The sequence below is a fragment of the Chloroflexota bacterium genome, assembly GCA_026708035.1.
Classification (GTDB): domain Bacteria; phylum Chloroflexota; class UBA11872; order UBA11872; family UBA11872; genus JAJECS01.
The window spans coordinates 1-25000 of the sequence record JAPOVQ010000020.1 but is presented as its reverse complement, the minus strand read 5'-3'; the positions used below and the strand labels follow the sequence as shown (position 1 = coordinate 25000).

The window sequence follows — 25000 nt, the reverse complement described above, 5'->3', positions numbered from 1 at the left end:
GTGAAACGGCCAACCTCTGCCGGGAGCAAGGCCAAGCAGGGACGACTGCAGGCCGCTCGCCAAGTCCCAGGTGGGCCGCACGAGGCCGGCGGCAACGCCGGTCCCAGATAGATGACCGCCCGCGACAGAATGCGGCTTATCGGTCGGTTCGGCGGCGCGCCCGCCACTATCACTCTTCGGTGGCCCGCGCGGCGTGCAGGGTGGGGTCGGCCGTCCCTCTCACCCCCGGATGAAGTCCGTGGCAGGCTCTAACCCTCGCCCACGGTGGGGAGAGGGGACCCGACCGGCCGCCGGGGCTTGACACCGTGGCCGCTTTCATAGATGGGCCATCAGACGATTTCAACATGTCCGTATTCATCACATTCAAACGCTGGTCGCTGAAAGACGGGCGAACGGAATCGGAGCTCCTCAAACTCGTACGTGAGGAGTTTCAGCCGCACTACGCGAAGCTAAACGGCTGCCTCGGGCTGGGGCTCCTGCACATTGACGGCACGAGGTCCTACCTCACGCAGCAGTTCTGGGAGAGCCGCGAGCGCTGGCAAGAGACCACAGGCTCCGACGACTATCAGGCGTGGTGGGTGGACTACGTACCACTGCTCGAACGGTGGGACGAGATCATGAAGTTCGAAGACGAGTGGGAAGCCGAGGACCTGCTCCGTATCGGTGGATGCCCCTGACCGCAAACAAGACCCGTTCAACTGCAGATCGATGGCATAAAGGGAGCGTGGGACGGGCTGTCCCGGCGTCTCCCAGGCTGCACGCAGCCTGGGCCACCGGGCAAGGGCGCCCACGAGGGGCGCCCCTACAAGGCGATCGTCCGGTGTAGGGGCAACCCTTGTGGTTGCCCGCTTGACGCTGCGCGTGCCCTCACCGATCCGACGGCCTGTGGCGTGATCGCCACGTCCGCTTCCGCGCCCAGGCCAGCGCCACGCTGCCCGCGACGGCCATGAAGGCGGCCAGCGCATTGAACAGGATGTCTAGCGGGTCGAACACGCGGACGGGCACGAACCACTGAATGCCTTCGTCCACCGCGCCGATCACCACCGCCGCCAGGAAGGCGAGCAGGGCGGGGACGGGAACGCGGCGGCCCTGGCTGGCGCGCTCGGTCAGCGCTTCGTATATGAGCAGGGCCACCACGCCGTACTCGATGAGGTGGCTGCGCTCCGTTTCCAGCGCCATCCGCACGAACACCAGCCCGTAGACGGCCGCGACGCCCAGCGCCACGGCGATCTCCAGGCCGCCGGGGCGCCACTTCAGCCCGCGCGTCACCACGGCGGCGCCGATCAGGAGCATGGCGAGGACGAATAGGGGGGTGAGGACGCCGCTGTCGCGCAGCAGCCCGGCCAGCGAGGTGGCCAGACCCAGGGTGGAGTAGATCGCCGCCACCACGAGCAACGTCCAGGCCCAGAGCCGCCGCTCGCGAGTCGAGGAGAAGAGGGACATGACTGCATCGAACGGGGCGGGCGTCAGGTTGTCAACCGCTCACGTCAAAGGCGCGGACGCCCAGCGCGCCCCAAAAAGGGGGCGGAGGCGGGACCGCCAGCGGGTAGAATGGCGGGCGGGGTGGAGCAGTGGTAGCTCGTCGGGCTCATAACCCGGAGGTCGTCGGTTCGAATCCGACCCCCGCAACCACTACGGCCTTCAGCTGAATCCAAGCCCGGGCGAGTGATCCGCCATTCTGTCGCCACGCGATCGAAGTTCCCCATGCGCACCCCCGACGGTTGGCGGAAAACGACCGTCAGCGCGCTAGCTCGACCGACTATCGCCGTGCGCGAGCTAGACCGGCGCGCAGTTCACCCTGTTGACCAATTCCCTCCCCTGACGGCACTTTGCAATTACAATTGTAAATCTTTGTAATTCCCCTTGCAACCATCAGATTCCATGCTATACATGGGATTGCAATGAAGCGTTTGGCCGATTGGAGCTGAAATGGCACCCGAGATTACTGTGGACGACGAGGTATACGAGCACCTGAAAGCGAGGGCCGAACCCTTCGTCGATACGCCAAACACTGTTCTCCGGCGAATTCTGGCGATTGACGCGCCAGATGCAATCGACGGCGACGCCGCGCAAGTAGAGGCTTCGGCCAACGGGCGAGACCATTCGGGCAAGCAAGCGAAATCGCCGCGGCCGGTGCGTAAGGATGCCCGGCAGAAGACCAAGCCAGCAAGAGCACCAAAGGGATCGCTGCTTCCGGAGAGCGAATACATGCTTCCGATTCTTCGAACACTTGTTGAAGCTGGGGGGTCAGCCCCTGCGGTTGAGGCTGTTGAAGCGGTTGGTCGGCAACTCCGCAACCGGCTGACAGAGCTTGATCGCCAGCCGCTCAAATCTGGAGGGATGCGCTGGCGAGCCCGTACCCAGTTCGCACGGCTACGGCTGGCTGACCGCGGTCTGATAGCCAAGAACACCCCGCGCGGTATCTGGGCGATCACCGAGGATGGGCGGCGCTTCTTGACCGACGCAGCTGAGAAACAGCCAGCTTAAGGCAGCGACAGACAGGGGAGGCAGACAATGGAAACCAAAGACCTTTGCATGGCCCTTATGCGCGCTGACACCGAAGAGGAAGTCGTCAGCTTGCTACAAGGCGCGGGCTACTGGAGTGCAACCGAGTGCTGGCGGCCAGTCGGGGACAAGCCCAACAACCTCGGGACAATTGGCAACCAGCAGGGCGAAGCAATAGCAGCACTTGTAGAGAAGATCGTAAATGGCATCGACGCACGGCTAACGAATGCATGCTTGCTCTCCGGAATCAACCCCGAAGGTCCGCAAGCCCCTCGAAGCATCCGCGAGGCAGTCGCCCAATTCTTTGGAGGCCGATCGCCAAACTCGCACGTTGGCGGCCGGATCTCCGACTGGCTTGATCCCGATGTAACCAAAGAGAGTCGCCTCCTCACAGTAGCCGCCACCGGGATGATGCCCGGCCATGGACGTCCTTCGATAACAATCGCTGACCAAGGCGAAGGGCAAACTCCCGACTCATTTCCGGACACGTTTATGTCACTCGATCAAAGCAACAAGGACCGAATTCCGTTTGTTCAAGGAAGGTTCAATATGGGTGGCACAGGCGCCTTCCCGTTTTGCGGAAATCTGCATAGACTTCAGCTCATCGTGTCACGCCGGAACCCAGTCCTCATTCGCTCTTCCGATAGTCGCGACCACCACTGGGGTTTCACAATCGTACGCCGCGAGCCGCCTCCGCCAGGCACGAAAAACTCCGTATACACCTATCTAGCGCCTAAAGCACGACCACGGGATCGCAAACGTAGCGTCCTTTCCTTCGCCGCCCCAACATGGCCGATATTTCCAGAGTCAAACAACCAGGTCCGGGATGCCTATATAAGACATTCTCCCTATGGATCACTCGTCAAACTCTATGAGTACAACTGGCAGGGCACGACATCCAATATCGTCTTGTCCGGCGGTGGGCTCTTGAGCAGAATAAACGTAGGGCTCCCTGACATTGCATTGCCCGTACGGCTATTTGAGTGCCGGGCAGGGTATGCAGGCGGCTCAGGAAGCTACGCCACAAATGCGCTTGGTCTGATTGCTCGACTGGAGCGTGATCGAGCCGAAAACCTCGAGATCAACCCATTCGGCGGCACGACCAGCCTTGAGGGACGACAAATCCCGCTGCGCATCTTTCTGTTCAAAGACGGAAAAGCCAGATCTTATCGTACTCAAAGGCATGGGATAGTCTTTACCATCAACGGTCAAATGCATGGATCCATATCCACGGACTTCTTTGGCCGCCGATCAGTAGGTATGAGTTATCTTGCCAACTCGCTGTTCATACTGGTCGATTGCACGAATCTCGACACGCGAATGCGTGAAGACTTGTTTATGACAAGCCGAGACCGCCTTCGCGTCAACCCACTCAGTGAAGAACTCGAGTCGGCCTTGACCCGATTCATAAGGGACAATTCCAAGCTGAAGGAAATGAGGAATAGGCGGCAGGAAGCCCTCAGAAAAAAGCGGCTTGAAGATAACAAGCCACTTGTCGAGGCGCTTCAGGGTGCTCTCAAGAACGACCCGACGCTTGAGCGCTTGCTCCTCAAGGGACTCGACATTACATCTCCCTTCCCTCGAAACGGCGGGCCAGGCAAAGGGAAGCAAGCGAGATTCATTGGGAAAAGATTTCCAACCTACTTCCGCTTTGAGGGGCGCGAGACGGGCGAGGTCCTGACAAGAGATGCGCACGAAGGCTCGCGGGTACGAGTCGCATTTGAGACTGATGCTGTCGACGACTATTTCATCCGGGACAATGATCCAGGCTATTGGGATGTCCTGGTGAAATCATCGGGCAAGTTTATCCCTGCGTCGAATTGGACAACTACGGACCCAAGCTCAGGCATTGCTCAACTCTGGCTGGACGCCTTGCCTCTGGGTACTTCAGCAGGCGACGAAGTCGAGTATATTGCACGAATCTCCGATGGCGATCGAATCGAACCGTTTGAGAACCGCCTTACGCTCCAAGTGAGAGGACCCCAGCAATCAGGGAATGGTGGTCACAGACGAAATCCAGAGACGGACCCCAGCAACCTAAACCTACCGACAATCATTCCAGTGAAGAAGGATGACTGGTCGAGAGTCGGGTTTACCGAGGAGTCAGTCTTGGCCGTTCACGCAGCGCCCGCAATCGATAGCGAGTCTGAGAGATCATTTGCCTATGACTTCCTCATTAACGTGGACAACAAATACCTCGAGTACGAGCAGAAAACTAACCCTCCAGCAAGCGAACTCCTTGAGAGGCAGTTCACATATGGCATGGTAATCGTCGGCCTCGCTCTTCTCCGAACCGACTCCAAGCCGACACATTCCAAGGCTCAGCTCGATCCCATCCAAGCCGATGATCGTCCAGAAGACCAGCCTATCGAGACCCGGATAAGTGCCGCCACAGCGGCGATCGCACCTGTATTCCTTCCAATGTTCAGGGCGATCGGTGACCTTGCCAATGAAGCCCTCTAACTCACGCCCGGCGATGGAATAGAACTACTTCTCTAGAAGTTTCCGCCGTGACGCTCTTTCTAGAGTGTGCTTGTGTCCACCAACGACGACCGGGAACCGCACGCCACGGCCTTCGATCTGGCGTGCTCACCAAACTCGGCGGCAGGCGGAATTCGCTGAATCCCGATGCGGCCATAGCTTCGAGAAAGCGTGGCAAATGTTCCTGTGGACTATTGAATCCAACCATTTGCACCAGAATGGTGTCTGACGATGATATGCGCGCCAAATCCGAATACGATGCGTGAATCTTGTCGAAATAGACATCAAGGTTTCTAGTGGCTCGTGCCGACATTGTGTAGTGCGATAGACCGTGACTATTATTCCGGTCGGCAATCCAATACGGGGCTGGAGTCTCTTTTCGACCGTAGACCTTCCATCGGTGATACAGAGCGTATACCCCGGGGTATGGCGGAGACGTAACGACAAGCTTTGGTGACCCGAGCCGGCGTGTATGCGGATGCTCTGATAGCCCCGGCAAGGCAGCGTCGATGACGATGGGCTGCCTCCGGTGTTGACCGGGGAAATTGGATGAGAATTGGCATGCTGCTCTGAGCATCCCGGCACCATGAGCGGAAAGCGCATCACGGAATTCACCTACTGTCGGGAGATTGTGCCTCATGTCGAGGGCCCATTGACCAGTTCGAAGAATGATGCATCGGCAGAAGCGCTCAACGACGCCGTCATTTGAAGGGAGGGACCCCAATGTGGAGCGAATGAGCTTGGAGATGCGCCATGTGTCGCGAGACTCGAGGTGGCGCAAGTAGCCGGCAGACCGCCAAGTGTCATAGCTTGGCGCGCGCTGATTGATTCTTGCGCGCGTCGGAATCGTCTCTAGCCAGCGTCGTATATGTTCAATCTGAGATGTGGTCAGGGGTGTGGTCTTAACTTGGGTCACGAATGTGGCAAGAGGATTAATGTCAGCCACGAGTGCACGTCGACCGGCAAGTGCTGCTTCAACGGCAGTCGTTCCTCCTCCGACGAATGGATCAAGAACAAGGTCGCCCGGTTCCGAAAACGCCTCAATGGCGCTGCGGGCAAAGTCTGGAGAAAAGCGGCCAGGGTAGCGATAGAACTCGTGAGGCGATGCCGTTCGCCGTAGTCCAATCGAAATTGGACGTGCGGAATGTATGGCGTCGGTAAGCCCCCGGAGGTGCTCCTTAGTCGGCAAATGCGAAGTCATTTGGCAGTAGGGCAATCATCCACTGCCCTTCGCTCGGGATAGCCTCGCCGCCGCAGATTCACTCTGGGTGTGACCCCTAGATTCGCCACGTGGCGCGGCCAGTAGCCCTGGGCCAGCCAGGCCATTTGCTCGGCTGAGCCTTCGCCGACGCGGCGGATGCCCTCCTCGGAGGAGCCGCCGGCGTGGGGCAGCCAGAGCACGTTGGGCAGGCCGACCAGCGGGTTGTCCGGCGTCACCGGCTCCTGCTCGAAGACGTCGAGCCCGGCGCCGGCGATACAGCCGGACCGCAGCGCCTCGAGCAGCGCCGCCTCGTCGACCACCGCTCCACGCGACACGTTGATGAGCACGGCGGACGACTTCATGCGGGCCAGCAGGTCGCCGTTCACAAAATGGTGCGTGCCGGCATTCAGCGGCAGGTGCACGGAGACCACGTCGCCGGTGGTGAAGGCCGTGTCCAGGTCGACCAGCTCGACGCCGAGCGAGGCGGCCTCCCAGGGCGACACCGTGGGGCCATAGGCGATGCAGCGCATGCCGAAGCTCTGCGCCCGCACCGAAACCGCCCGCGCGATGCGTCCGAACCCGATCAGCGCCAGGGTGGCGCCGCGCATGTCGCCGATCGGCCTGATTTGGGCCTCCCAGGCCGGGATGGCGCGGTTTCCCTGGCGCCATTGGGCCCACATCTGGGGCACCCGCCGCACCGAGCCGATGATGAGGAACATCGCCGCGTCCGCCGTCTGCTCCGTGGCGAAGGCCGGGAGATTGCCCACCACCACGCCGGCGGCGGTGGCGGCTTCCAGGTCGACGTGGTCCACGCCTACGGTCGGGGCGATCACGCCCTGCAGGTCGGGGAGCCGGTCGAAGGGCCTGAGCCGATAGGGACCGTGGGGCCAAATGATCCCGTCGTAACCCGCCAGCCGCACCACGGCCTCGTCATCCGAGGTGGGCGCATCGACGACCGTCAGCGACGCGCCGACGGCGTCGAGCAGGTGCGTGAAGTCGAGCACGGAGGCGTAGCGCAGCCCGTTGGCCAGCGCCACCCGAAACCCCTTGTCGGACATGCGACTGATCCCGCCTGGATGCAGCACTGCGGCAACCGTACCGCACGCATTGGATGAGTCGTAGGCCAGTTCGCTGAAGCGGGCGGGCAGCCCGTGAATCACGCGAGGGGAGGTCCTTGGGTCCCCTCTCCCTTGGATGGGAGAGGGTTAGGGTGAGGGTGACGCCCCGGTCTCCAGCGCTGTCAGAACTGCTTCTTCAACCGCAGCCGTCTCTCCCAAGACCTGGTTATTCCAAAACCTGACTACCCGAAATCCCTGGCCTTCCAGCCACCGCGTGCGCTCAGCATCGGCATGCACTCGTCGCTGATGCCCTCCGCCATCCACCTCGACGATCAGCCGCTTTTCGAAACAGACGAAATCGACAACATAGCGACCGATAGGCGCCTGCCGGCGAAACTTCCAACCCCCGAACTCACGATTGCGGAGCAGCCGCCACAAGACCCTTTCGGCGTCGGTGGAGCCGCTGCGGAGACGCCGCGCTCTGGATGTGGCGCTCATTCCCCTCATCCTAACCTTCTCCCGCAAGGGGAGAAGGGACCGGACCCGACGTCCGCCACACGGGGACAAGGGACCGAACCCGCCGCCTGCCGCGAAGGAACGACCGACCGAACTCAATCCCAACCGTGCGGGGAGGACAGACCAGCCCAGTTCTCTGCCCCTGGCCGACTGCGTAGGCGCAGCCATAGGCGTCATACTGTGCCGCGTCGAATTCGCGGGCCGTGAGTCGGGAGGCTGAGATGGCGCCGGGTGAATCGGTGGTGGTGTTGGGGGCAGGGAATACCGGGTTCGCCACGGCGGCCGACCTGACGCTGGCCGGGCACTCCGTGACCCTGGGCGAGCTGCCGGCGTTCGCCGAAGCCCTCGATCCCGTGCGCGAAAACCGTGTGATCGAGCTGTACGGCGTGGCGCACTCCGGCGCGGCGCGGATCGACATGATCACGGACGACGTGGGCGCCGCCGCGGCCGCGTCGGACGACCTGCTGCTCATCGTGCCGGCCTATGGTCATGCGCCGTGGGCGCGGGCGCTGGCCCCGCATATTCGCCCGAGCCACATCCTGACGCTGATGCCAGGCACGCTCGGGGCGCTGGAGGTCGCGCGGCTGCTGCGCGAGGCCGGGGCGCCTGAGATTCCGATCGCCGAGACCGACACCGCGCCCTACGTCTGCCGCAAGACACAGCCGGACGGCGCCACGATCTGGGGCGTGGTGCCCGCCATGGGCCTGGGCGTCTTTCCGTCGACCGCCACGGCGCAGGTACACGACCGGCTGGCGCGGCTGTTTCCCGGCGTCACGCCCGTGCCCGACGTGCTGGCCTGCGGCTTGAGCGCGATGAATCCGGTCGTCCATCCGCCGGGCGTGCTGCTCAACGCGGGGCGTGTGGAGCGCTCGCGCGGGGAGTTCTACTTCTACGACGAGGGCGTCACGCCGGGCGTGGTGCGGGCGATCATGGCGCTGGACGCGGAGCGGCGCGCGGTGGCAGCGGCGCTGGGCCACGACCTGCCGGACGCGGCCGAGGCGTTCCATGCCGCCGGGTTCGGTCCGCGCGCCGAACCGCCCGATCTGTGGGCCACCATCAACGGCAGCGCGATGCTCACCGCGTTGAAGGCCCCCGGCCAGCTCGATACGCGCTGGCTGTCTGAGGACGTGCCCTATGGCCTGCGCGCGTGGTCCGGTCTGGGCGCCGCGCTGGGCGTGCCGACCCCGATCATCGACGCCGTGGTGGCCCTGGGACTGACCGTGCTGCAGGAGCCGCTGGACACCAACCGTCGCACCCTGGCCGACCTGGGCATCGACGGCCTGACGGGCGACGAGATCCGGGCCTACGTCGCTGGCGGGGCAGGCTAGGAGCGACTCCTCGCCGAACTGTGTCGGCGGACAATGACCTGGTCATTGTCACTCGAAAACATCCCGTTTAACAGGTTTGCATCCGGTGACAACGAGGTGGACATTGACACCACCGATGTCGCGGCAAACATGCCAGCTAGACACACCCGCTGCGGCTGGGCTCCTCGCTAGGGCAACTTAGGCGCAACGCGCCCCAGGATCGGCTAGTACGCCGCCTCGAGCATGGCCAGCAGCTCGGCCTCGGTGGGTTGGGCGGGGCTTTGGTCCATGAGGCGGCGGGAGCCGTGGGTGACACGGGCGACCTCGGGCAGCCAGTCGCGCTGCACACCGGTCTCGCCGAGGCGGGTGGACAGACCGACGCCATCTATCAGTACCCGCATGGCGTCCAGCGTTGCCTGGGCGCGGTCGGCGTCGTTGGCGCCGTTCGGAGCGCCCAGCGGCTCGGCCATACCGCCCACGAGCGCCGGTACGCGCTCGGCGCAGAAGCCCATCACGGGGAGCAGGCAGAGGGTGTTGGCCACGCCGTGCGGGATCTTGGCCCAGGCGCCGATGGCGTGCGCCATGGCGTGGACGATGATCGTGCCGGCGTTGGCCAACGTGTAGCCGGCCATGACGCAGGCGTAGGCCAGCTCGTCGCGCGCCTCGGTGTCGCCGCCGTCGGCCACCGCCCGCGGCAGGTACTCCACGACGCGCCGCATGGACTCGGCGGCGTAAAGGCGCGTGTGCGGCGTGGCCTTGACCGAGATGAACGACTCGGTGGCGTGGCAAAAGGCGTCCATGCCGGTGGCGGCGGTGACGTCCGGCGGCACCGAGTCCGTAAGCGCCGGGTCCACGATCGCCGCCTTTGGGTAGATGTAGGGACTCACCACGGACATCTTGTTGGACTGGTCCGCCAGCACGATGACCGCGTTGCCGGTCAGCTCCGACGCGGTACCCGCGGTGGTCGGCACGCTGATGGTGGGAATGCCCGGCCTTTCGAGAATCTCGACGCCCAGCCAGTCCTCCGTCGTACCGCCGTTCGTCACCAGGCAGGCGGCAATCTGCGACGTGTCCATGGCGCTGCCGCCACCGAGGCCCACGACCACGTCGGCGCCGTCCGCCTTTATGGCCTCGGCGCAGGCGTCCACGCTCGGGCTGGGGGGTTCGGGCACGACGCCGGTATAGACGCCGGCCGAGATTCCGGCCTCCCGCAGCAGCTCCTCAACCTGGTCGAGCACGCCACATGCGGCGATGCCGGGATCGGTGACGATCAAGACGCGGCCGGCGCCCGCGCGGCGCAGTTGATCCGGAAGTTCAAGGATCGCTCCACGTCCGAAGACAAGCGTGGAGGTGGTCCGAAAGGTCGAAGGTGAAGGGCCGAATGTCATAGCCGCAAGTCCCGCTGAGCCGGCAAGCCCGCCATTATGCGCCGATGCCCGGCCGGGCGCGTACCATGCGAGCGCAGCGCGGTTCGAGAGGGTCCGCTTTCATGCCCAGCTTTCCTGTCGAGGGACTTACCGAGGCCTCCAGTCGCGTCCTCGCGGCCGCCGGAGCGCCGGACGACATTGCCGACCAGCTGGCCCAATGGCTGGCCAACTCGAACCTGGCGGGGCATCCCTCGCACGGGTTCCAGCGGGTACCCGAGTACGTGGGGCTGATCCTGGAAGGCAAGATGAAGCCCGCCGAGCGGCCGACCATCGTCTCGGAGACCGCGACCACGGTGCTCATCGAGGGCAACTCGGGTTTTGGGCACTTTGCGGCCGAGCTGCTCACGCGCGTGGTGGCGGCCAAGGCCAAGGAGTCGTCGGTCGCCATTGGCGGCATGACCAACGTGACCCACATCGGCCGCCTGGGCGAGTGGGGTGAGCTTGGCAACGAGCTGGGCGTGATCTCGTTTCTCTGCATGGGTTGGGCCGGGGGAGCAGCCGACATCGCGGCCCCGTTCGGCGGGGCGGAGCCGCGGGTGGGCACGCTGCCGTTCACGTTCGGCGCGCCGGCGGCGGAGGACGACGGCATGCTGATCGACATGGCGACGACGGCGTCGGCCGAGGGCAAGGTGCGGGTCTACCGCGACAAGGGCCTTCCGGTGCCCGACGGCTGGCTGCTGGACCAGGACGGACGCCCGACCAACGACCCCGCCAAACTCTACGAGGGCGGGATGTTGGTGCCGTTCGGCGGTCATAAGGGCTATGCCGTTGGCCTGATGGTGTCGCTGCTGGGCGCCAACCTGGTGGGCACCGCGGTGGAGGGCGCCGAGAATCCTGCCGGCGGCTTCGCGCTGGCGATCGACCCCGCGGCGTTCGGCGACGCGGAGGACGTGCGGCGCGGCATCCGCGCCAACCTGGAGCGCCTGCGCAACACGCGCCCCGCGCCGGGATTCACCGAGGTGCAGGTGCCGGGCGACTTCGAGCGCGCCTCGTGCCGCGCCCTGGCCGGGCAGCCGCTGGACATTCCCGACTCGACCTGGGAGCTCTACCTCGAGAGCGCCGAAAAGGTGGGGGTGTCGGCCGACGAGGTCAACGCCCTGGCGAGCGGGGCGGGGTAGCAGCGGCGCGACGCGGGCGGTCGGGGCGGTTCGCAAAGTGCCCCTGCTCGTGAGCTAACTGATTGAGCGGTGGCTAGATTCCCGCCTGCGAATGCCTTTGCAAAGTCTCGCAGGCGCGGGTCTGAGACCCGCCCGAAGCCAAGCACCCGGCGCGCCACCAGATTCGACCGGACTGGATTCCCGCCTCCGCCGGAGTGACGGAAGCTGGCGAATACTCGTTCATCGTTCGACCGGCTCACCACGAACGGGGCCGGGCTGACTACAAGTGCGTCCAGTCCCACGCTGCGCGCAGCGCGGGCCACCGGATTCCGGCGGCGGACCGGGCGCCCACGAGGGTCGTCAGACCGTGGGTGGATGGCTTGGGGCAACGAAACCCCTCACCCCCGGATCAAGTCCGGGGCAGGCTCTAACCCTCGCCCAGCGGGAGAGGGAACCGGACAAGGCCAAGGCGACCGGACGCGGAGCGAGCGGGGCGGGTTTGAAACCCGCCCCATTGGAGGCAGGCCTAGACCTCCGTCGCGCCCTCGGAATCCTCCGTGTCCTCCGGCTCTTCGGGTTCACAGGGCGGCAGGTCGAGCTCGTCCACGTCGCCTCTGGGAATCGCCGCCAACGCCGCGGGCAGGCAGCCGGTGAACTGATTGCCCGCGAGATAGACGCTTCGCAGGCTGGTGAGGTTGTCCAACTCGCGCGGAATCTCACCGGTCAGTGCGTTTTGGCCTAGACCCAGCACTTGCAGGCTGGTGAGGTTGCCCAACTCGGGCGGGATCTCACCGGTCAACTGGTTGATGCGCAGCCACAACTCTTCGAGGTTGACGAGGTTGCCCAGCTCGGGCGGAATCGGACCGCTGAGCCGGTTGGTGTCCAGGTCCAGCTGTTCCAGTTTGGTGAGGTTGCCCAACTCAGGAGGAATCGGGCCCGTCAACCGGTTGCTCCAGAAGGTCAGCCAGACCAGGTTGGTGAGGTTGCCTAACTCGGCCGGAATCTCGCCGCTGAGCTGATTCAGGGTGAAGTCCAGGTGGGTGGCCGTCGACAGGTTGCCCAACTCGGGCGGAATGGAGCCGGTTAACTCATTGATGCCGAGTGCGGCCCACTGCAGGCTGGCCATGTCGCCCATCTCGGCGGGGATGGACCCGCTGAACTGATTGGCCCACAGGGAGAGATGGGTCACGTTGTCCAGGTTGCCGATCTCGGGCGGAATCTCGCCTTGCAGCTGATTGCCCTGGACATCCAATCGCCGGAGGGTGGTGAGCTGGCCGATCTCGGGCGGGAGCGTGCCGCTCAACTGGTTCTGCGAGAGGTCCAAATCGACGATTCGATCGTGGGCGTCCGTGGTGACGCCGAACCACTCGCCGAGCGGCGCATCGCTGAGCCAATTGTCGTTCCGGTTCCAATCGCCGCCGTTGGTGGCGTGGTAGAGCGCGATCAGCGCGTCACGCTGCCGCGCCACGTAGGCGTCGTGGTCGACGTTGGCGGCCCCGTAGAGCATGACCCGCGCCGCCGCGCCCGAGACGCTCTCGGGCGTGTAGGCCTCGCCGTCACTCAGGGGCCCGACCGCCTGGAAGCTCGCGAACACCTGGTGGATGCCATAGGGGTAGAGGCGGTCGCGCACGGCGTCGCCCAGGAGGCGCAGTTGCACCGGTTGGTTCCTGCCCGGCCGGTGTTCGAACACCGCTGCCTGGAAGTATTGCCGGACGATGCCGGGTTGGGCGCCCTCAATGCCGAGCACGGCGCCCGGCGCGTCGTCGAGGCGGGCGTCGGTCTTGGGTAGGCCGAAGGCCTGGAGGCCGCCGAATTCGCGATAGAAGTCCAGGAATCCGGTGGGGGCGCCGTCAATGGCGAAGTTGGACACGCGGTGTCCCCACGGCCCCGCGGGCTGGCCGGGCTGCTCGCTCAGCAGGTTGGGCTCGACACCGAGATCGGGCGCGCCGCCCAAGCCCCCGCCGATGTAGTCCCACACCAGCCGTCGCTCCATGCGCCACATGCCGTCGCGCTCCTGGCAGTCAACAACACCGCGCTGGTAGTACTGCGTCAGGCTGCCGGCACTCTCTTCGACGACCTCGGAGGTGGCGAAGCCCCAGCGGATGATCCCGCCGGTCGACTCGTAGTGCGAGAGGAAGTTGCAGTCGACCTCTCCGTCCCCAACCGTCACGCGCAGATCCGGGATGTTGTGCGCCAGGTGGGCGTCGGGCTCGGCGAAGTCGCTTCGCGTCACGACGGCGGAGAGGCCACCGTGCGAGTCGGCAAAGGTGGGCACGGCCGTGGCGATGCCGGCAACGATCAACGCGAACAGCAGCGCGCCGAAGCGAATGGGTCGAAGCGAAATGACCATTGAAAGGGGTTCCCCGGGCCTGGGCCCTTGGTCTGGGCAGTTGGCCCAACTGTGCCTGCCAGGTGTTCTGTTGACAAGAGCTCGCAGTTGGTGACGACCGTCCGCCTCGGGGCGCACGTGCGGGCGTCTGCGTATGATGCGGATCGGCTGTGCCGGTGGCGCCGCCTTGAACGACCTGAGGAACGCATGCCGACGTTTTCCGCCGAACCCCTGACTGCCACCACGGCGCGGATTCTGGAAGCCGCGGGGACGCCCGCGGAGGCGTCCGCCAAGATCGCGACGTGGCTGGTGCGCGCCGATCTGTCGGGGCATCCCTCACACGGCGTGATCCGCATCCCCGACTACATCGACCGCATCCGCCAGGGCGCGTTCATCCCCGCGGTGGGCCCGGTGGTGGCGTCCGAGTCCGACACCACGGTCTTGCTGGACGCCCAGTATGGATTCGGTCACCTGGCGGCGGAGGATTTGACGCTACGCCTGGCGGCCAAAGCCAAGACCTCGCGCGTCGCCATCGGCGGCATCGTTCATTGCAACCACATCGGGCGCCTCGGTGAGTGGGCAGAGCTGGGAGCCGAGTTGGGCGTGGTCTACCTCATGGCCGCGGGTGGGCCGGGCACGATGCGGGCGGCGCCGTTTGGCGGCGCCGAAGGCCGGCTGAGCACGAATCCGATGGCCTTTGGCGCGCCGGCGGCCGGGGCCGATCCGCTGATCGTCGACTTCGCCACCACGGCCACCGCCGAGGGCAAGGTGCGGGTGGCGCTGGCCAAGGGCACGCAGCTGCCGCCCGGCCAGATCCTGGACGGCGACGGACAGCCGTCAACCGAACCGGGCGACCTCTACGACGGCGGCGTGCTGCTCCACATGGCGGGGCACAAGGGCTACGGGCTTTCGCTGATGACGGAGATCCTGGCCGCCAATCTCACCGGCGCCATCAATCCGGAGATCAACGTGCGCATCGGCACGTTCGCCATGGCCATCGACACCAACGCCTTCGACTGGGGCGACGGCTACGACGCGGCCTCCCGCAACACCTTCGACCGCATGCGAAACACGCGGCCGGCCGCCGGATTCGACGAGGTGCTGATTCCCGGCGACACCGAGCGGCGGTCCCGGGAGAAGCTCGGCACGGCCGGTCTGCCGGTGGCGGAGGCGACGTGGACGGCAATCCTGGAAACGGCCGAGAGCCTGGGGTTGGATCGGGATGAGTTGGACGGGCTGGCGCGGGGGGCCGACGCGGCGTAAGCCCATGCGAACGATGGGGTGGCGCTCCGCATCCAGACCCCGGATTACCCTCTCCCTAGCCCTCTCCCTTCAAGGGAGAGGGAACAGTACCCGCCCTGGCTGCGCCACGACTTTCCGTCAGCGCGGCGCTAGCCCAGAAAGCCTTCGATCCTGTCCAGGGCGGTTTCCAGAGCCTCCATGCTGGTGGCGAAGCTGAGGCGCACACAGTCGTCGGCGCCGAAGTCGCTGCCCGGCACCACGCCGACGTGGGCGTCTTCCAGCAGGCGGCCGGCCCACTCGGTGGAGCCCGACACACCCTTGGCCTCGAAGGTGCCGGAGACGTCGGGGAAGGCGTAGAACGCGCCGCCCGGCTCGGGGCAGACCACGCCGTCCAGGGCGTTCAAACGGTCGCTGAGGAACTTACCCCGGCGCTCGAACTCGGCCCGCATGACCTCCACGCAGGATTGGTCGCCGTTCAGGGCGGCGGCCAGCGCGTGCATGGTGAAAGTGGCCGCGCCGCTGGTGGTCTGCGACTGGAGCTTGGCCATGCCCTTGATCACGTCCACCGGCCCGGCGGCGTAGCCGATGCGCCAGCCGGTCATGGAGTACGTCTTGGATCCGGCGTTGAAGGTGATGGTGTGGTCGTAGGCGTGGTCGGAAGTGGCGGCGAAGCTCTTGAAGACGCGACCGCCGAACAGCAAGCGGTCGTACATCTCGTCGCTGAAGGTCACCACGTCGGTGTCGGCCAGCACCTCCGCCAGCGCGTCGGTTTCCTCGGGCGAGTATGCGGCGCCGGTCGGGTTGCTGGGCGAGTTGAACACTAATACGCGCGTGCGCGGCGTGAGCGCCGCGCGCAGCTGGTCGGGAGTGATCCGGAATCCCGCGTCCGCGCCGGCGTTGACAAAGACGGGCACGCCGCCGGCCAGCTTGACCTGCTCGGGATACGACACCCAATACGGCGCGGGGATGATGACCTCGTCGCCGGGATCGAGCAAGGTGGCGAAGGCCAGGTACAGCGCCTCCTTGCCGCCGACGCTGGCGACCACCTGGTCGGTGGAGTAGGCGAGGCCGTTCTCGCGCTGCAGCTTGGCGACGACGGCATGCTTGAGCTCGGGAACGCCCGACGCCGGCTTGGCGTATTTGGTCTCACCCCCGCCGAGGGCCTCCGCGGCGGCCGCCTTGATGTGGTCGGGCGTGTCGAAGTCGGGCTCTCCGGCGCCCAGGCTCACGACGTCGATGCCCTGAGCGCGCATCGCCGCGACCTTGTTGCTGACGGCGATCGTTCCTGATTCGGCCAAGTCTTGTACACGCTGCGAGATCTTCACGGGCCAGCCTTCGGATAAGAGTCGGCGGCGCTCATTGTGCCTGACGGGGGCGGACGCCCGGGAACCGCTCGCACGGGATCCAGCGGTCACTCCCGCTACAGTTCCCGCCATGGCCTTCTTTTCCTCAAAGCGGGAGCGGCGCCTGTGGCTCTGGACGCTGGCCGTCCTGGCGGCGATTTACGCGACCCTGGGCCTGGCGCCGATGCTGGCCCAGGTTCTCGACGAGCGCGGGTGGCTGCCGGCCGCCGTTGCCTGCGGCCTGGTGCTCGTGGGCCTGACTATCGTCACGCAGGGCCTGCAAGTGCGGCCGGGCGGGGTGGAGATCGCCGTCGCGCTGGGCATCGCGGCCGCCTACCTGTTGATGGTCGCGCGGCTGATGGGTGGTCAGGAGGAGCGCACGCACCTGATGGAGTACGGCGTGGTGGGCGTCTTCGTCTACGAAGCGCTGGCCGAGCGCGCGCGCCAAGGGCGTCGCGTTCCGCTGCCGCCCCTGGTCGCCGTGCTGGCGACCGGGTCGTTGGGCCTGCTCGACGAAGGCGTGCAGGCGGTTCTGCCGAGCCGGGTTTTCGACCCGCGAGACCTTTTGTTCAACCTGCTCGCCGGCACGACGGCGGTGGGGGCGTGCGTCGCGCTGGGATGGGCGCGGCGGCGAGCACGCGGCGCGAGCCGGCGCCCGGAATAAGCAGCCGGGTTCAGGGCGCAGGATTGGCCGCGGTGACGTCGTAGGCGAATACGCCTTCCCGAAAGAGGTAGGCGTTGACCTCGCGGTCGAGCCGCCGCCGGTAGGCCAGGCCGAGCGCGGCGCAGGCGCGTTCGAGGTAGCGCGAATACAACGCCGCCACGTTGGCCGCGACTAAGCGGACGGCATCGACGCCACCGAGACGCAACGGCCGCAGGGCGTTCTCGAACGCGGCTTCGTCGGCGGGTGCGAGTTTGGCTGACAGCTCCGGTGCATCCGAGCGCACGCGAGCCAGGTCGGCGGCGAGTTGCGCCGCCATGGCATAGCCCCAGAGCAGCCCGGTGAACAGGCCGCGGTTGTAGTAGCTGGCGCCGACCATGGCGTGCACCAGCAGGTTGTGGGCGGCCTCGACGGCTCCTGCCGCCGTGCGCGCACCGCGGCTGACGTCGCTCGCCTCAGCCGGGGCTCTTTCCGGGTCCGGCGGCTCTGGACGCAGGGGCACGGGTGCTCCGTGGCGATTCCCGGCCTCCGCCGCGAGCGGACGCAGGACTTCGAGGGTCGGGTCGATGGAATCAGCTGCCGGATCGGGCCAGGCGGCGCTCCAGGCGCGCAGCGGGGCCAGCAGCGGCTCGACGTCGGCTGACGTGAGCACATCAGCCGCATGCTTGGGACCCGCGAGGCCCGCGGCGCGCGGGTCGCGCAGCAGAACGAGCAGGCGCTGGGCCGACTCCAGCAGCGCGGCCTGGGCCTGCGTTGCCACCAGAACCGAGCGGTCCTGGATGGCCTGCCGTAGTCGTCCCAACTCGATTGGGACACGCGCCGCCTCGCGCTCGATCAACTCCGCCGGCGTGAGCAGGCGTGGCGTGTAGGGAGTGCCAGCGAAGCGCGCCACGTGCCCGTCCGGGTCGATCAGGGACGCCGCCGCCTCGTGCCGCAGGCCGCGCAGGGCCGCCGGCGTCGTGATTTCAACGTCTGCGCGCAGCGGCCCCTCGAAGGTGACGACGACGAGGTGTCCACCGCGAACGGGCCGGCTGAACCATCCCAGCACCGGATGGATCGCCGGTAGCGTTGCGGGAATGGCGGCCATGACGTCGGGGAGATCGGACTCGGCGACGGCTAGCCGCAAATCCACGTCCGACCAGCGGTCCGCCGTTCCCGCGGCGATGCTCCCACCGATCCACGCCGCCAGGACCCTGGCGTCCCGCTCGAGCACCGCGCGCGCCGATTCGATGTGCTGAAGCTGCGGACTGCCGGGCGCCAGGTTGGGGCTGGCCGGCAGGCTCATGCGCGGGCGCCGATGACGTCGAGCAGGTCGCGACGGAAGGCCGCCGCGTCGATCGATGCCGCGATGCGCAAATGGGTAGCTTCACTCGCGACTCGAAACCGAACCTGTCCGGCCGCAACCTCGGCGCGGCGAGGCGTCAGGCCGAGTCGCAGAAGGTCCTCGCCAAGCGCCAGCGTGAGCGCCGCGGGGTCATACATGCTGGTCCAATCGCGGTTGCGGCGGTCCAGGTAGGTTTCGAGCATCAGTCCTAGCGATGGGCCAATTCCCGGCGCGCGTCGCACGCGGGACAGGTCCTCCCGCCGGAGCTGCGCCTGGGACGTGACGAGGTAGTCGCCCACGCGCACCGGGCGGCCGCAATTGCACACGGCGGCCGCGGCGGCGGGATCGGCGCCGAAGTTGTGCTCGCGCGGGTTTGCCGGATCGTGCCGGCCGCCCATCATGACGATTCCAGTCAGGCGTTCGAGCGCGTCGGGCCGTTCGGCCAGCAGGGCGGCGGCGTTGGTGGCCGGACCGATGGTTGCGAGCCACACGGGCTCGGGCGCGGCGGCGATCACGTCGGCCATGAGGTCGACGGCTGACCGTGGATCGCGGCGGGGATCATCACGGCCCTGGGGCAACACTACGTCGCCGGATAGGGGGATGCCCTCGATGCCGCCGTCCGGCTCGCCCGCCGCCACGGGAACGTCGACGACGCCCAACTCGTCCAGCAGGCGGAGCGTCAGCGCCGCCCGCCAGCGCGTGTCGCCCAACACCGTGGTCACCGCGCAGAGGCGGATTTGCGGGTGCCGCGCGGCGAAGGTCAGGGCGAAGGCGTCGTCCACGTCGTCGCCGATATCCGTGTCGAGGACGAGCGAGATCACGATGCCCGCCTGCCGTCGTCGTCCAGTCGCGCCTTGCGCAGCATGGCTTTGGTGATTCGGGGGCGGTGACGCTGCACGAACGCCGCGGCGCCGTCGGGGTCCACCGCGGACAACGGTCGCAGCGCCCAGCCGATGCCCAGACGGATAAAGTGCCGCCGGTCGTGGATGCTGGCTTCCAGCAAGTCAAGCGTCAGGCCCGGCCTCGGCGACTCACCGATCGGCGGCACGCGCCCGATCCGGCGCAGTCGCCGCTGGGTTGGGCCGTGCAAGCCGTCGTTGAGCGACACCGTGGACACCAGGGCTACGCGCCGGTACCAGAACGGCGACTCGCGCGCGCTCCAGGCGCGCAGCACGTCCTCATCGATAACGCCGGCCTCAAGGTGGCCCGCCACCAGCAGCAGCGAGATCGGGTCGGCGAGCGCCCAGGTGTCCGGCGCGCCGCTCCAGGCGTCGGTGAGTCGCCAGGTGTCGGCGCTGAATGCCGGCTGGGCCGCCAGCATCCAGATCGCGCACCAGGCTTCTTCCAGCGACGCGTCGAAGAGCCGATCCAGCAGGCCCAGGTCCGACGGCAGTCCGAAATCATTGACGAAGCCGGTGATCACGCGCTCGGCGCCGGGCATCGACGTGCCGATCACCCGGCGTCGCTCGAGCTTCAGGTACTTGGCTTCGCCCGCGGCGCGCACGGGGTCTGCAACCGCTTCCAGCCGCGATCGAAGCACGAGCGCCGGATCTTGCGGGCGGTGGTCGAGCGGATCTTTCATGGTGCGCCGCAACGAGATGTTGGCTCGATCCCGTAGGGGCGTCCCTGGTGGGCGCCCTGACCGAGGGTCACGGCGCCGGGAGCATTGGGGAGGCGCGGGGGCATTTGCGATGCTTCAGGTCGCGACGCTCCGTCAGAGTGACAGGTCACTGCTGGCGGTGCCGGTCACGGGCGGGCACAAGGCCCGCCCCTACGGGATCCGGCGTATGCGGCGTCGCGTACTGAATAACGGCTGGCGGCGCCGACCTCGGTGCTAGAGTGATCCGCCTGCACCACGGCCCCCGTCGTCTAGAGGCCTAGGACACCACCCTTTCAAGGTGGCGACAGGGATTCGAATTCCCTCGGGGGCGCCTCTACCGTCCGGCCTCGTGCGTCTGGGCGCCGACTGCCGGCCGCCTGATCGCTCTCATTCCTTCGCGCCGGCGTTGATGAGAATCCGGATCACTTCGGGATCGTTGAATAGCCTGGCCTTGCCGAGCACGGAACGACCGTTCTTGTCCCTTGCATTCACGTCCGCGCCTGCCGCGACCAGTGTCTCTACGACTTCAGAACTGCCGTGCAAGACCGCGTCGAAGAGAATGTGTTCACCGTTGGCATCCGTGGCATTAACGTCCGCGCCTGCTTCGACGAGTACGCCTACCATTTCGGCGCTGTCCTTCACGACCGCCCATTTGAGCATGGACCAACCATTGGCGGCCGTTGCATTGACGTCCGCGCCGGCCTCTACCAATGCGTCGACCAGCTCCGCCCTGCCGCTGGAGATCGCCCCCGAGAGCATTTCACTTCCGCGGTCGCCGAGCTTTGCACCTCCCTCAACGAGAACTCGCACCAGATCTGCCCGGTCGTTGTGATAGGCCCGAGCGAGGGGCGTTGCCCGATAGCTCGGCGCTCCCAAATCAGCGTCGGAGACATTCGGGTCCGCGCCTGCCTCGAGGAGGAGCTCCACGATTGCCAGGTCGCCTCCCTCGACCGCATGCGCCAGATGGGAACCGACCTCATAGTCAGGCACAACTCTCACATTGGGGTCCGCGCCCGCTTCGATGAGTATTCGGATCAGCTTCTGGTTGCGGATTGCGATTGCCAGGCTCAAGGGCGTCTGCTCGTCGATGCGGCTCGTACGCACGGAGTTCAAGACTTCCGGACATTTCTCCGCGACCATTCGCGCCAATTCAACGTACTCGTACACGACCGCAACGTGAAGACGCGTGCGGTCCGACTCGCTGGAGCAGGGGATGTCGACGCCGGCATCCAGCAGGACCTCGACAATCTCGGGGGTTCCGCGGTCGAGGGCAAGCTCGTAGAGGGCGCCGCTGCTCGCGTCGTCCAGCTCCTCTGCGCATCGCTCCGCCAACATTCGAGCTATATCAGCGATCCCTTGGGCGATTGCTGCGTGTAGCACCGTGGGACCGGAGTCGTCGGCACAGGCGACGTCAACGTCGTCGCGGAGGAGACGTCGCACCGCCGCTCCGTCTCCCTTAAGGACGGCATATTCGAGGGCCAGCGCATTTGTGCTCTCCGCCTCGTTCGACCCGTCGCAGAACCCGAGCCCGCCCAGGCTGGACTGCTCGGAGTCCAACTGCCCTTGCAGACGGCTTGGAATGCACCCATACAAGTCGTTGTATTCGGGCGGGTTCCTAGTGTCGAGCGTTGTGTCTCCGGTGAACACCAGCTCTATAAGACTTGCAAAACCGACAATGATGTCGGCCACCGCCGAACCAACGGGGTCATGCGTGTTCGCTACGTTCAGAACCACCAGCTTGTCCAGGTTGCCAACGTCCGTCGGTATGACGCCGGACACGTTGTTGCGGAAGAGGTCCAGGCCAGTCACCCGACCGTCCTCGTCGGTGGTCACGCCGTCCCACTGGTCCAGGGGCGAATCGGTGAGCCAGTTGGCGCGGTGGATCCAATTGGGTCCGTCGGTGGCCTGATACAGCAGGGTCAGCGCCGCCCGGTCGGTCTCCGGCGAGGTCTCCAGGCCGCCGCAGGCGGTCGTGAGGGCCACTGCCAGAAGCATCGAGCAGGCGCAAACGACCGCAAAGGGGCTGCGGGACAGAAAGCGGAATCCGTGCGGTGCGTTCATTGCGGACGGCAGGAACTGATCTGCGTCAACCTACCCCAAGGACGTCTCTGTTCAGCGGTTTCTCACCCCGCGATGACGGGCTTGCCGTCGAGCCGCGCTACTGACAGTCCCCGCTGTTGGGGATCATGCAGATGAACTGCAGCGGCGCGGCGCCCGTGTTCTGGAACTGGTGCATGGCCATGGGCGGCACGAACACGGCCTGACCCTGCGCGAAGGGCTTGAGCCCGTCGTCGGTGAGCAGGTGACCGCTGCCGCTGACGATGAACACCTCGTGCTCCCAGGGATGCTGGTGATGATCGGTGGCGCCGCCGGCCTCGACCTCGAAGAGGCGCATGCCGAAGTTCGGCGCGTCGTCCCGGTGGGTCACCAGGTTGCGCTTGATGACCTTGCTCGGGGCGTCGGGATAGACGTGCTCCGCGGCGACCTCGCCGGGATCGACGACCTTGGGTTGCATGGGGTTTCTCACGTGGCGGATCCGCTATCCCATCGTAAGTCGCGTCATGGGCCGCCGAAAGTCGGGGAGCGGCGTTGCCACCGGCGCGATGCATCGCGGAAAATAGCCCGCCGCAGCCCCGGCCCACGCCGCCTCATGCCCACCGTCACCATCCGCATTCCCCAGGTGCTGCGACACCACACGGCGGGAGCGCGCAGCGTTGACCTACAGGCGAGCACGGTGCAGCAGGCGCTCAATGCGCTATTCGTCGTTTATCCGTCGCTGCGCGAATCGCTGACGCCGCCCAGCGGCAACGTGCTCGAGGCGACGAACCTGTTCCTCAACGAGCAGGACGTCGCCACGCTGGATGGTCTGGCCACGCCGACCGCAAACGGCGACACCCTGACGATCCTCCCGGCCATGTCCGGCGGAGGGCGGTCCGGTTCGCGTGGGAAACTCCGAAGCGGGCCTTTGCCACGACATTGGGAGCGGTAGACATGGCTAGGGGCATCCTCTTCGGCGCGATAGTTGCGGTACTCCTCGCGGTTTCCTTGGCATGCTCCGAAACGCCCGAAGCCGTCCGGATGGGAACCGAGGGCGCCTATCCGCCCTACAACTTCATCAACGACGACGGTGAGGTCGACGGGTTCGAGCGAGAGCTGGGCGATGAGCTGTGCCGGCGGGCCAATCTCGAGTGCACCTGGGTGACCAACGATTGGGACACCATCATTTCCAATCTCGTGGCCGGCGACTACGACACGATTATTGCCGGGATGAGCATCACGGTGGAGCGCGACGAGATCATTGACTTCTCGCAGCCGTACCTCCCGCCCAGCGCGTCGGTCTATCTCGCCGCGGCCGGCGCCGGCGACAACGCGGTCAACGGCACCGTGGCCGCCCAGGGGGCCACGGTCCAGGCCGACTACCTGGCGTCGCAATCGGGCGCAACGCTTCTCGAGTTCGAGCTGGTACCCGACGCCATTGCGGCCGTGCTGAGCGGCGCGGCGGATGCGGCGCTGGTGGATTTGGCGTTCGCGCGCGAGAGCATGGCTGAACACGAGGGAATGCTGGCCATCGTCGGCCCCGAGGTGAAGCTCGACCTCGGCGTGGGCATCGGCGTTCGAGAAGACGACGGTGAGTTGAAGGACAAACTGGACCAGGCCATCGGCGAGATGAAAGACGACGGCACGCTGAACGCGATGATCAGCAAGTGGTTCGGCGAGGAGGACGAGGGCTTCTAGCGGCCGGCAGCCAGCGCGTTTGCCGATGGCACGGCGAAGGCTTCCGAGGACCGGTGCGGTCCGGAACGCGCGCTAGACGGCTAAGTTGTCTTGCGCTCGGGCGGCGGGATTGAGAGCCGCCGGGTTTCGGCGGTGGTCACGTCCACCACGGCGGGCTGGCCCTCTTGCGTGGCGCGGATGGCGCGCTGGAGCGCCGGCCGCAGCTCGGCCACCGTGCTCACCTTCTCACCGTGGCACCCCAACGCCGTCGCCACTCCCGCGTAGTCGCCGTAGAGCGAGGACACGCCGAACTTCTCGATGGCGGTGGGGATGTTGCGGTCGTAGCCGCTGAAGATGGCGTCGTTCTTGATGACGCTGAGGATGGGGATGTTCTCGCGCGAGGCCGTCTCCCAGTCCATGCCGGTCATGCCGGCGGCGCCGTCGCCCATCACGTTCACGACGAGCTTGTCGGGATTGGCCAGCTTGGCGCCCATGGCCAGTCCCAGCGAAAAGCCGAGCTGCGAGGATTGCCCCCAGCCGAGATAGCTGCGCGGCACGGTCGATTCGTAGAACACGCACTGGATGTCGCGGGTGGCGCCGGACTCGTGCGTGACCATCGAGGTGTCGGGGTCGATCAGGCTCCACAGCTCGCCGAAGAGCCGGTAGCCGTTGACGGGGTCGCTCTCGTCATTGAACTCGGCGGCGAAGTCCGCGCGCCAGGCGCGGCGCAGCTCGGCGAGTTTGGCGACGGTGCTCCGCCGCAGCTCCTGCTGCGAAGCGCCGACGCGGGACTGCAAGACCTCGGCCAGTTGCGCCAGAAACAGCTTGGCGTCGGCGCAGACGGCCACGTCGGCGGGATAGACCTTGTGCAAGTCGGCAGGGTCGTTGGTCGCGTGGATGATCGTCTTGCCGTCGGGGATCTTGGGCGTGAACGGGCTGAGGCTGAGGCTCGCGCCCACGCCCAGCAGAGTGTCGCTGTGCTCCAGGTAGTGGGTCACCATGCCGGTCTCGACGTAGGCGCCCACGCCGGCCGACAGCTCGTGGCGCTCGTTGAAGGCGCTCTTACCCTGCAGGGTGGTCATGACGGGAGCGCCGAGGAGCTCGGCGACGGTTTGCAACTCGGCGGAAGCTTCGGCGTAGAGCACGCCCTGGCCGGCCCAGATCAGCGGCGACTCGGCGCGCAGCAGGCGCTCGG

At 66.2% G+C, this 25000-nt stretch carries 21 protein-coding genes, 2 tRNA genes and 1 other RNA gene (1 of these 24 cut by a window edge); 12 read left to right on the top strand and 12 right to left on the bottom strand.

Features of this window, described 5'->3' with window-relative positions; genetic code table 11:
* Together rnpB and OXG33_09165 are read left to right on the top strand one after the other, a co-directional pair.
* An RNA gene (gene rnpB, locus OXG33_09170) (RNase P RNA component class A) lies at positions 1-155 on the top strand (it extends 189 nt beyond the left edge of the window).
* 189 nt (positions 156-344) lie between these two features.
* The gene (locus OXG33_09165; GenBank protein MCY4114091.1) at positions 345-677 is read left to right on the top strand and encodes an antibiotic biosynthesis monooxygenase; all 333 of its coding nucleotides are present in this window, start codon (positions 345-347) and stop codon (positions 675-677) included.
* A gap of 190 nt (positions 678-867) precedes the next feature.
* Here OXG33_09165 and OXG33_09160 read toward each other — a convergent pair whose 3' ends face one another.
* Complete coding sequence (locus OXG33_09160) at positions 868-1443, bottom strand: VanZ family protein (protein ID MCY4114090.1); 576 nt, start codon at positions 1441-1443, stop codon at positions 868-870.
* Between the two features lie 114 nt (positions 1444-1557).
* On the opposite strand from OXG33_09160, the gene OXG33_09155 reads away from it, so the two are divergent.
* The 3 genes from OXG33_09155 to OXG33_09145 all read left to right on the top strand — a co-directional run bounded on the left by OXG33_09155 (position 1558) and on the right by OXG33_09145 (position 4968).
* Positions 1558-1632: transfer RNA gene (locus OXG33_09155), tRNA-Met, on the top strand.
* Between the two features lie 297 nt (positions 1633-1929).
* Positions 1930-2487, top strand: a complete 558-nt coding sequence (locus OXG33_09150; protein ID MCY4114089.1) for a hypothetical protein — start codon at positions 1930-1932, stop codon at positions 2485-2487.
* A 27-nt stretch (positions 2488-2514) separates the two neighbouring features.
* Positions 2515-4968, top strand: coding sequence for a hypothetical protein (locus tag OXG33_09145; protein MCY4114088.1), 2454 nt, complete (start codon positions 2515-2517; stop codon positions 4966-4968).
* A gap of 1215 nt (positions 4969-6183) precedes the next feature.
* Here OXG33_09145 and OXG33_09140 read toward each other — a convergent pair.
* Positions 6184-7347 (bottom strand): C-terminal binding protein, encoded by a 1164-nt coding sequence (locus tag OXG33_09140; protein MCY4114087.1) that lies wholly within the window; start codon positions 7345-7347, stop codon positions 6184-6186.
* A 45-nt stretch (positions 7348-7392) separates the two neighbouring features.
* The gene (locus OXG33_09135; protein ID MCY4114086.1) at positions 7393-7743 is read right to left on the bottom strand and encodes an endonuclease domain-containing protein; all 351 of its coding nucleotides are present in this window, start codon (positions 7741-7743) and stop codon (positions 7393-7395) included.
* Positions 7744-7982: 239 nt separating this feature from the next.
* Between OXG33_09135 and OXG33_09130 the strand changes: the two genes are divergently transcribed.
* Complete coding sequence (locus OXG33_09130) at positions 7983-9089, top strand: NAD/NADP octopine/nopaline dehydrogenase family protein (protein ID MCY4114085.1); 1107 nt, start codon at positions 7983-7985, stop codon at positions 9087-9089.
* Positions 9090-9292: 203 nt separating this feature from the next.
* On the opposite strand, the gene OXG33_09125 is transcribed toward OXG33_09130, so the two are convergent.
* Positions 9293-10456, bottom strand: coding sequence for an iron-containing alcohol dehydrogenase (locus tag OXG33_09125; GenBank protein ID MCY4114084.1), 1164 nt, complete (start codon positions 10454-10456; stop codon positions 9293-9295).
* A gap of 101 nt (positions 10457-10557) precedes the next feature.
* Here OXG33_09125 and OXG33_09120 point away from each other — a divergent pair, with 101 nt between their 5' ends.
* Complete coding sequence (locus OXG33_09120; GenBank protein MCY4114083.1) at positions 10558-11613, top strand: Ldh family oxidoreductase; 1056 nt, start codon at positions 10558-10560, stop codon at positions 11611-11613.
* A 505-nt stretch (positions 11614-12118) separates the two neighbouring features.
* Here OXG33_09120 and OXG33_09115 read toward each other — a convergent pair.
* Complete coding sequence (locus OXG33_09115; protein MCY4114082.1) at positions 12119-13942, bottom strand: hypothetical protein; 1824 nt, start codon at positions 13940-13942, stop codon at positions 12119-12121.
* A gap of 186 nt (positions 13943-14128) precedes the next feature.
* Here OXG33_09115 and OXG33_09110 point away from each other — a divergent pair, with 186 nt between their 5' ends.
* Positions 14129-15184, top strand: a complete 1056-nt coding sequence (locus tag OXG33_09110) for an Ldh family oxidoreductase (protein MCY4114081.1) — start codon at positions 14129-14131, stop codon at positions 15182-15184.
* 128 nt (positions 15185-15312) lie between these two features.
* Here OXG33_09110 and OXG33_09105 read toward each other — a convergent pair whose 3' ends face one another.
* The gene (locus OXG33_09105) at positions 15313-16488 is read right to left on the bottom strand and encodes a pyridoxal phosphate-dependent aminotransferase (protein MCY4114080.1); all 1176 of its coding nucleotides are present in this window, start codon (positions 16486-16488) and stop codon (positions 15313-15315) included.
* Positions 16489-16597: 109 nt separating this feature from the next.
* On the opposite strand from OXG33_09105, the gene OXG33_09100 reads away from it, so the two are divergent.
* Positions 16598-17170 carry a VanZ family protein gene (locus tag OXG33_09100; protein MCY4114079.1) on the top strand — a complete coding sequence of 191 codons (573 nt, stop codon included), beginning with the start codon at positions 16598-16600 and terminating at the stop codon, positions 17168-17170.
* A gap of 10 nt (positions 17171-17180) precedes the next feature.
* Here OXG33_09100 and OXG33_09095 read toward each other — a convergent pair whose 3' ends face one another.
* From OXG33_09095 to OXG33_09085, 3 genes are read right to left on the bottom strand one after another with little or no spacing between them, the layout of a single operon-like run.
* Positions 17181-18452: a nucleotidyltransferase domain-containing protein gene (locus OXG33_09095; protein MCY4114078.1), complete on the bottom strand. Its 1272-nt coding sequence runs from the start codon at positions 18450-18452 to the stop codon at positions 17181-17183.
* Positions 18449-19312, bottom strand: a complete 864-nt coding sequence (locus OXG33_09090; protein ID MCY4114077.1) for a nucleoside hydrolase — start codon at positions 19310-19312, stop codon at positions 18449-18451. The genes OXG33_09095 and OXG33_09090 overlap by 4 nt, the downstream gene beginning before the upstream one ends.
* On the bottom strand, positions 19309-20073 hold the full coding sequence (locus OXG33_09085) for a DNA alkylation repair protein (GenBank protein ID MCY4114076.1): 765 nt from the start codon (positions 20071-20073) through the stop codon (positions 19309-19311). The genes OXG33_09090 and OXG33_09085 overlap by 4 nt, the downstream gene beginning before the upstream one ends.
* Positions 20074-20349: 276 nt before the next feature.
* On the opposite strand from OXG33_09085, the gene OXG33_09080 reads away from it, so the two are divergent.
* A tRNA-Glu gene (locus OXG33_09080) sits at positions 20350-20422 on the top strand.
* A 56-nt stretch (positions 20423-20478) separates the two neighbouring features.
* Here OXG33_09080 and OXG33_09075 read toward each other — a convergent pair.
* Together OXG33_09075 and OXG33_09070 are read right to left on the bottom strand one after the other, a co-directional pair.
* Complete coding sequence (locus OXG33_09075; GenBank protein ID MCY4114075.1) at positions 20479-21924, bottom strand: ankyrin repeat domain-containing protein; 1446 nt, start codon at positions 21922-21924, stop codon at positions 20479-20481.
* Positions 21925-22249: 325 nt separating this feature from the next.
* Positions 22250-22618 carry a cupin domain-containing protein gene (locus OXG33_09070; protein ID MCY4114074.1) on the bottom strand — a complete coding sequence of 123 codons (369 nt, stop codon included), beginning with the start codon at positions 22616-22618 and terminating at the stop codon, positions 22250-22252.
* A 123-nt stretch (positions 22619-22741) separates the two neighbouring features.
* Here OXG33_09070 and OXG33_09065 point away from each other — a divergent pair, with 123 nt between their 5' ends.
* Both OXG33_09065 and OXG33_09060 read left to right on the top strand, forming a co-directional pair.
* Positions 22742-23080, top strand: coding sequence for a MoaD/ThiS family protein (locus OXG33_09065; protein MCY4114073.1), 339 nt, complete (start codon positions 22742-22744; stop codon positions 23078-23080).
* A gap of 2 nt (positions 23081-23082) precedes the next feature.
* Positions 23083-23826 (top strand): transporter substrate-binding domain-containing protein, encoded by a 744-nt coding sequence (locus tag OXG33_09060; protein ID MCY4114072.1) that lies wholly within the window; start codon positions 23083-23085, stop codon positions 23824-23826.
* An 80-nt stretch (positions 23827-23906) separates the two neighbouring features.
* Here OXG33_09060 and OXG33_09055 read toward each other — a convergent pair.
* Positions 23907-25000: thiamine pyrophosphate-dependent enzyme (locus OXG33_09055; protein ID MCY4114071.1), on the bottom strand; the 1094-nt coding region annotated here is incomplete at its 5' end.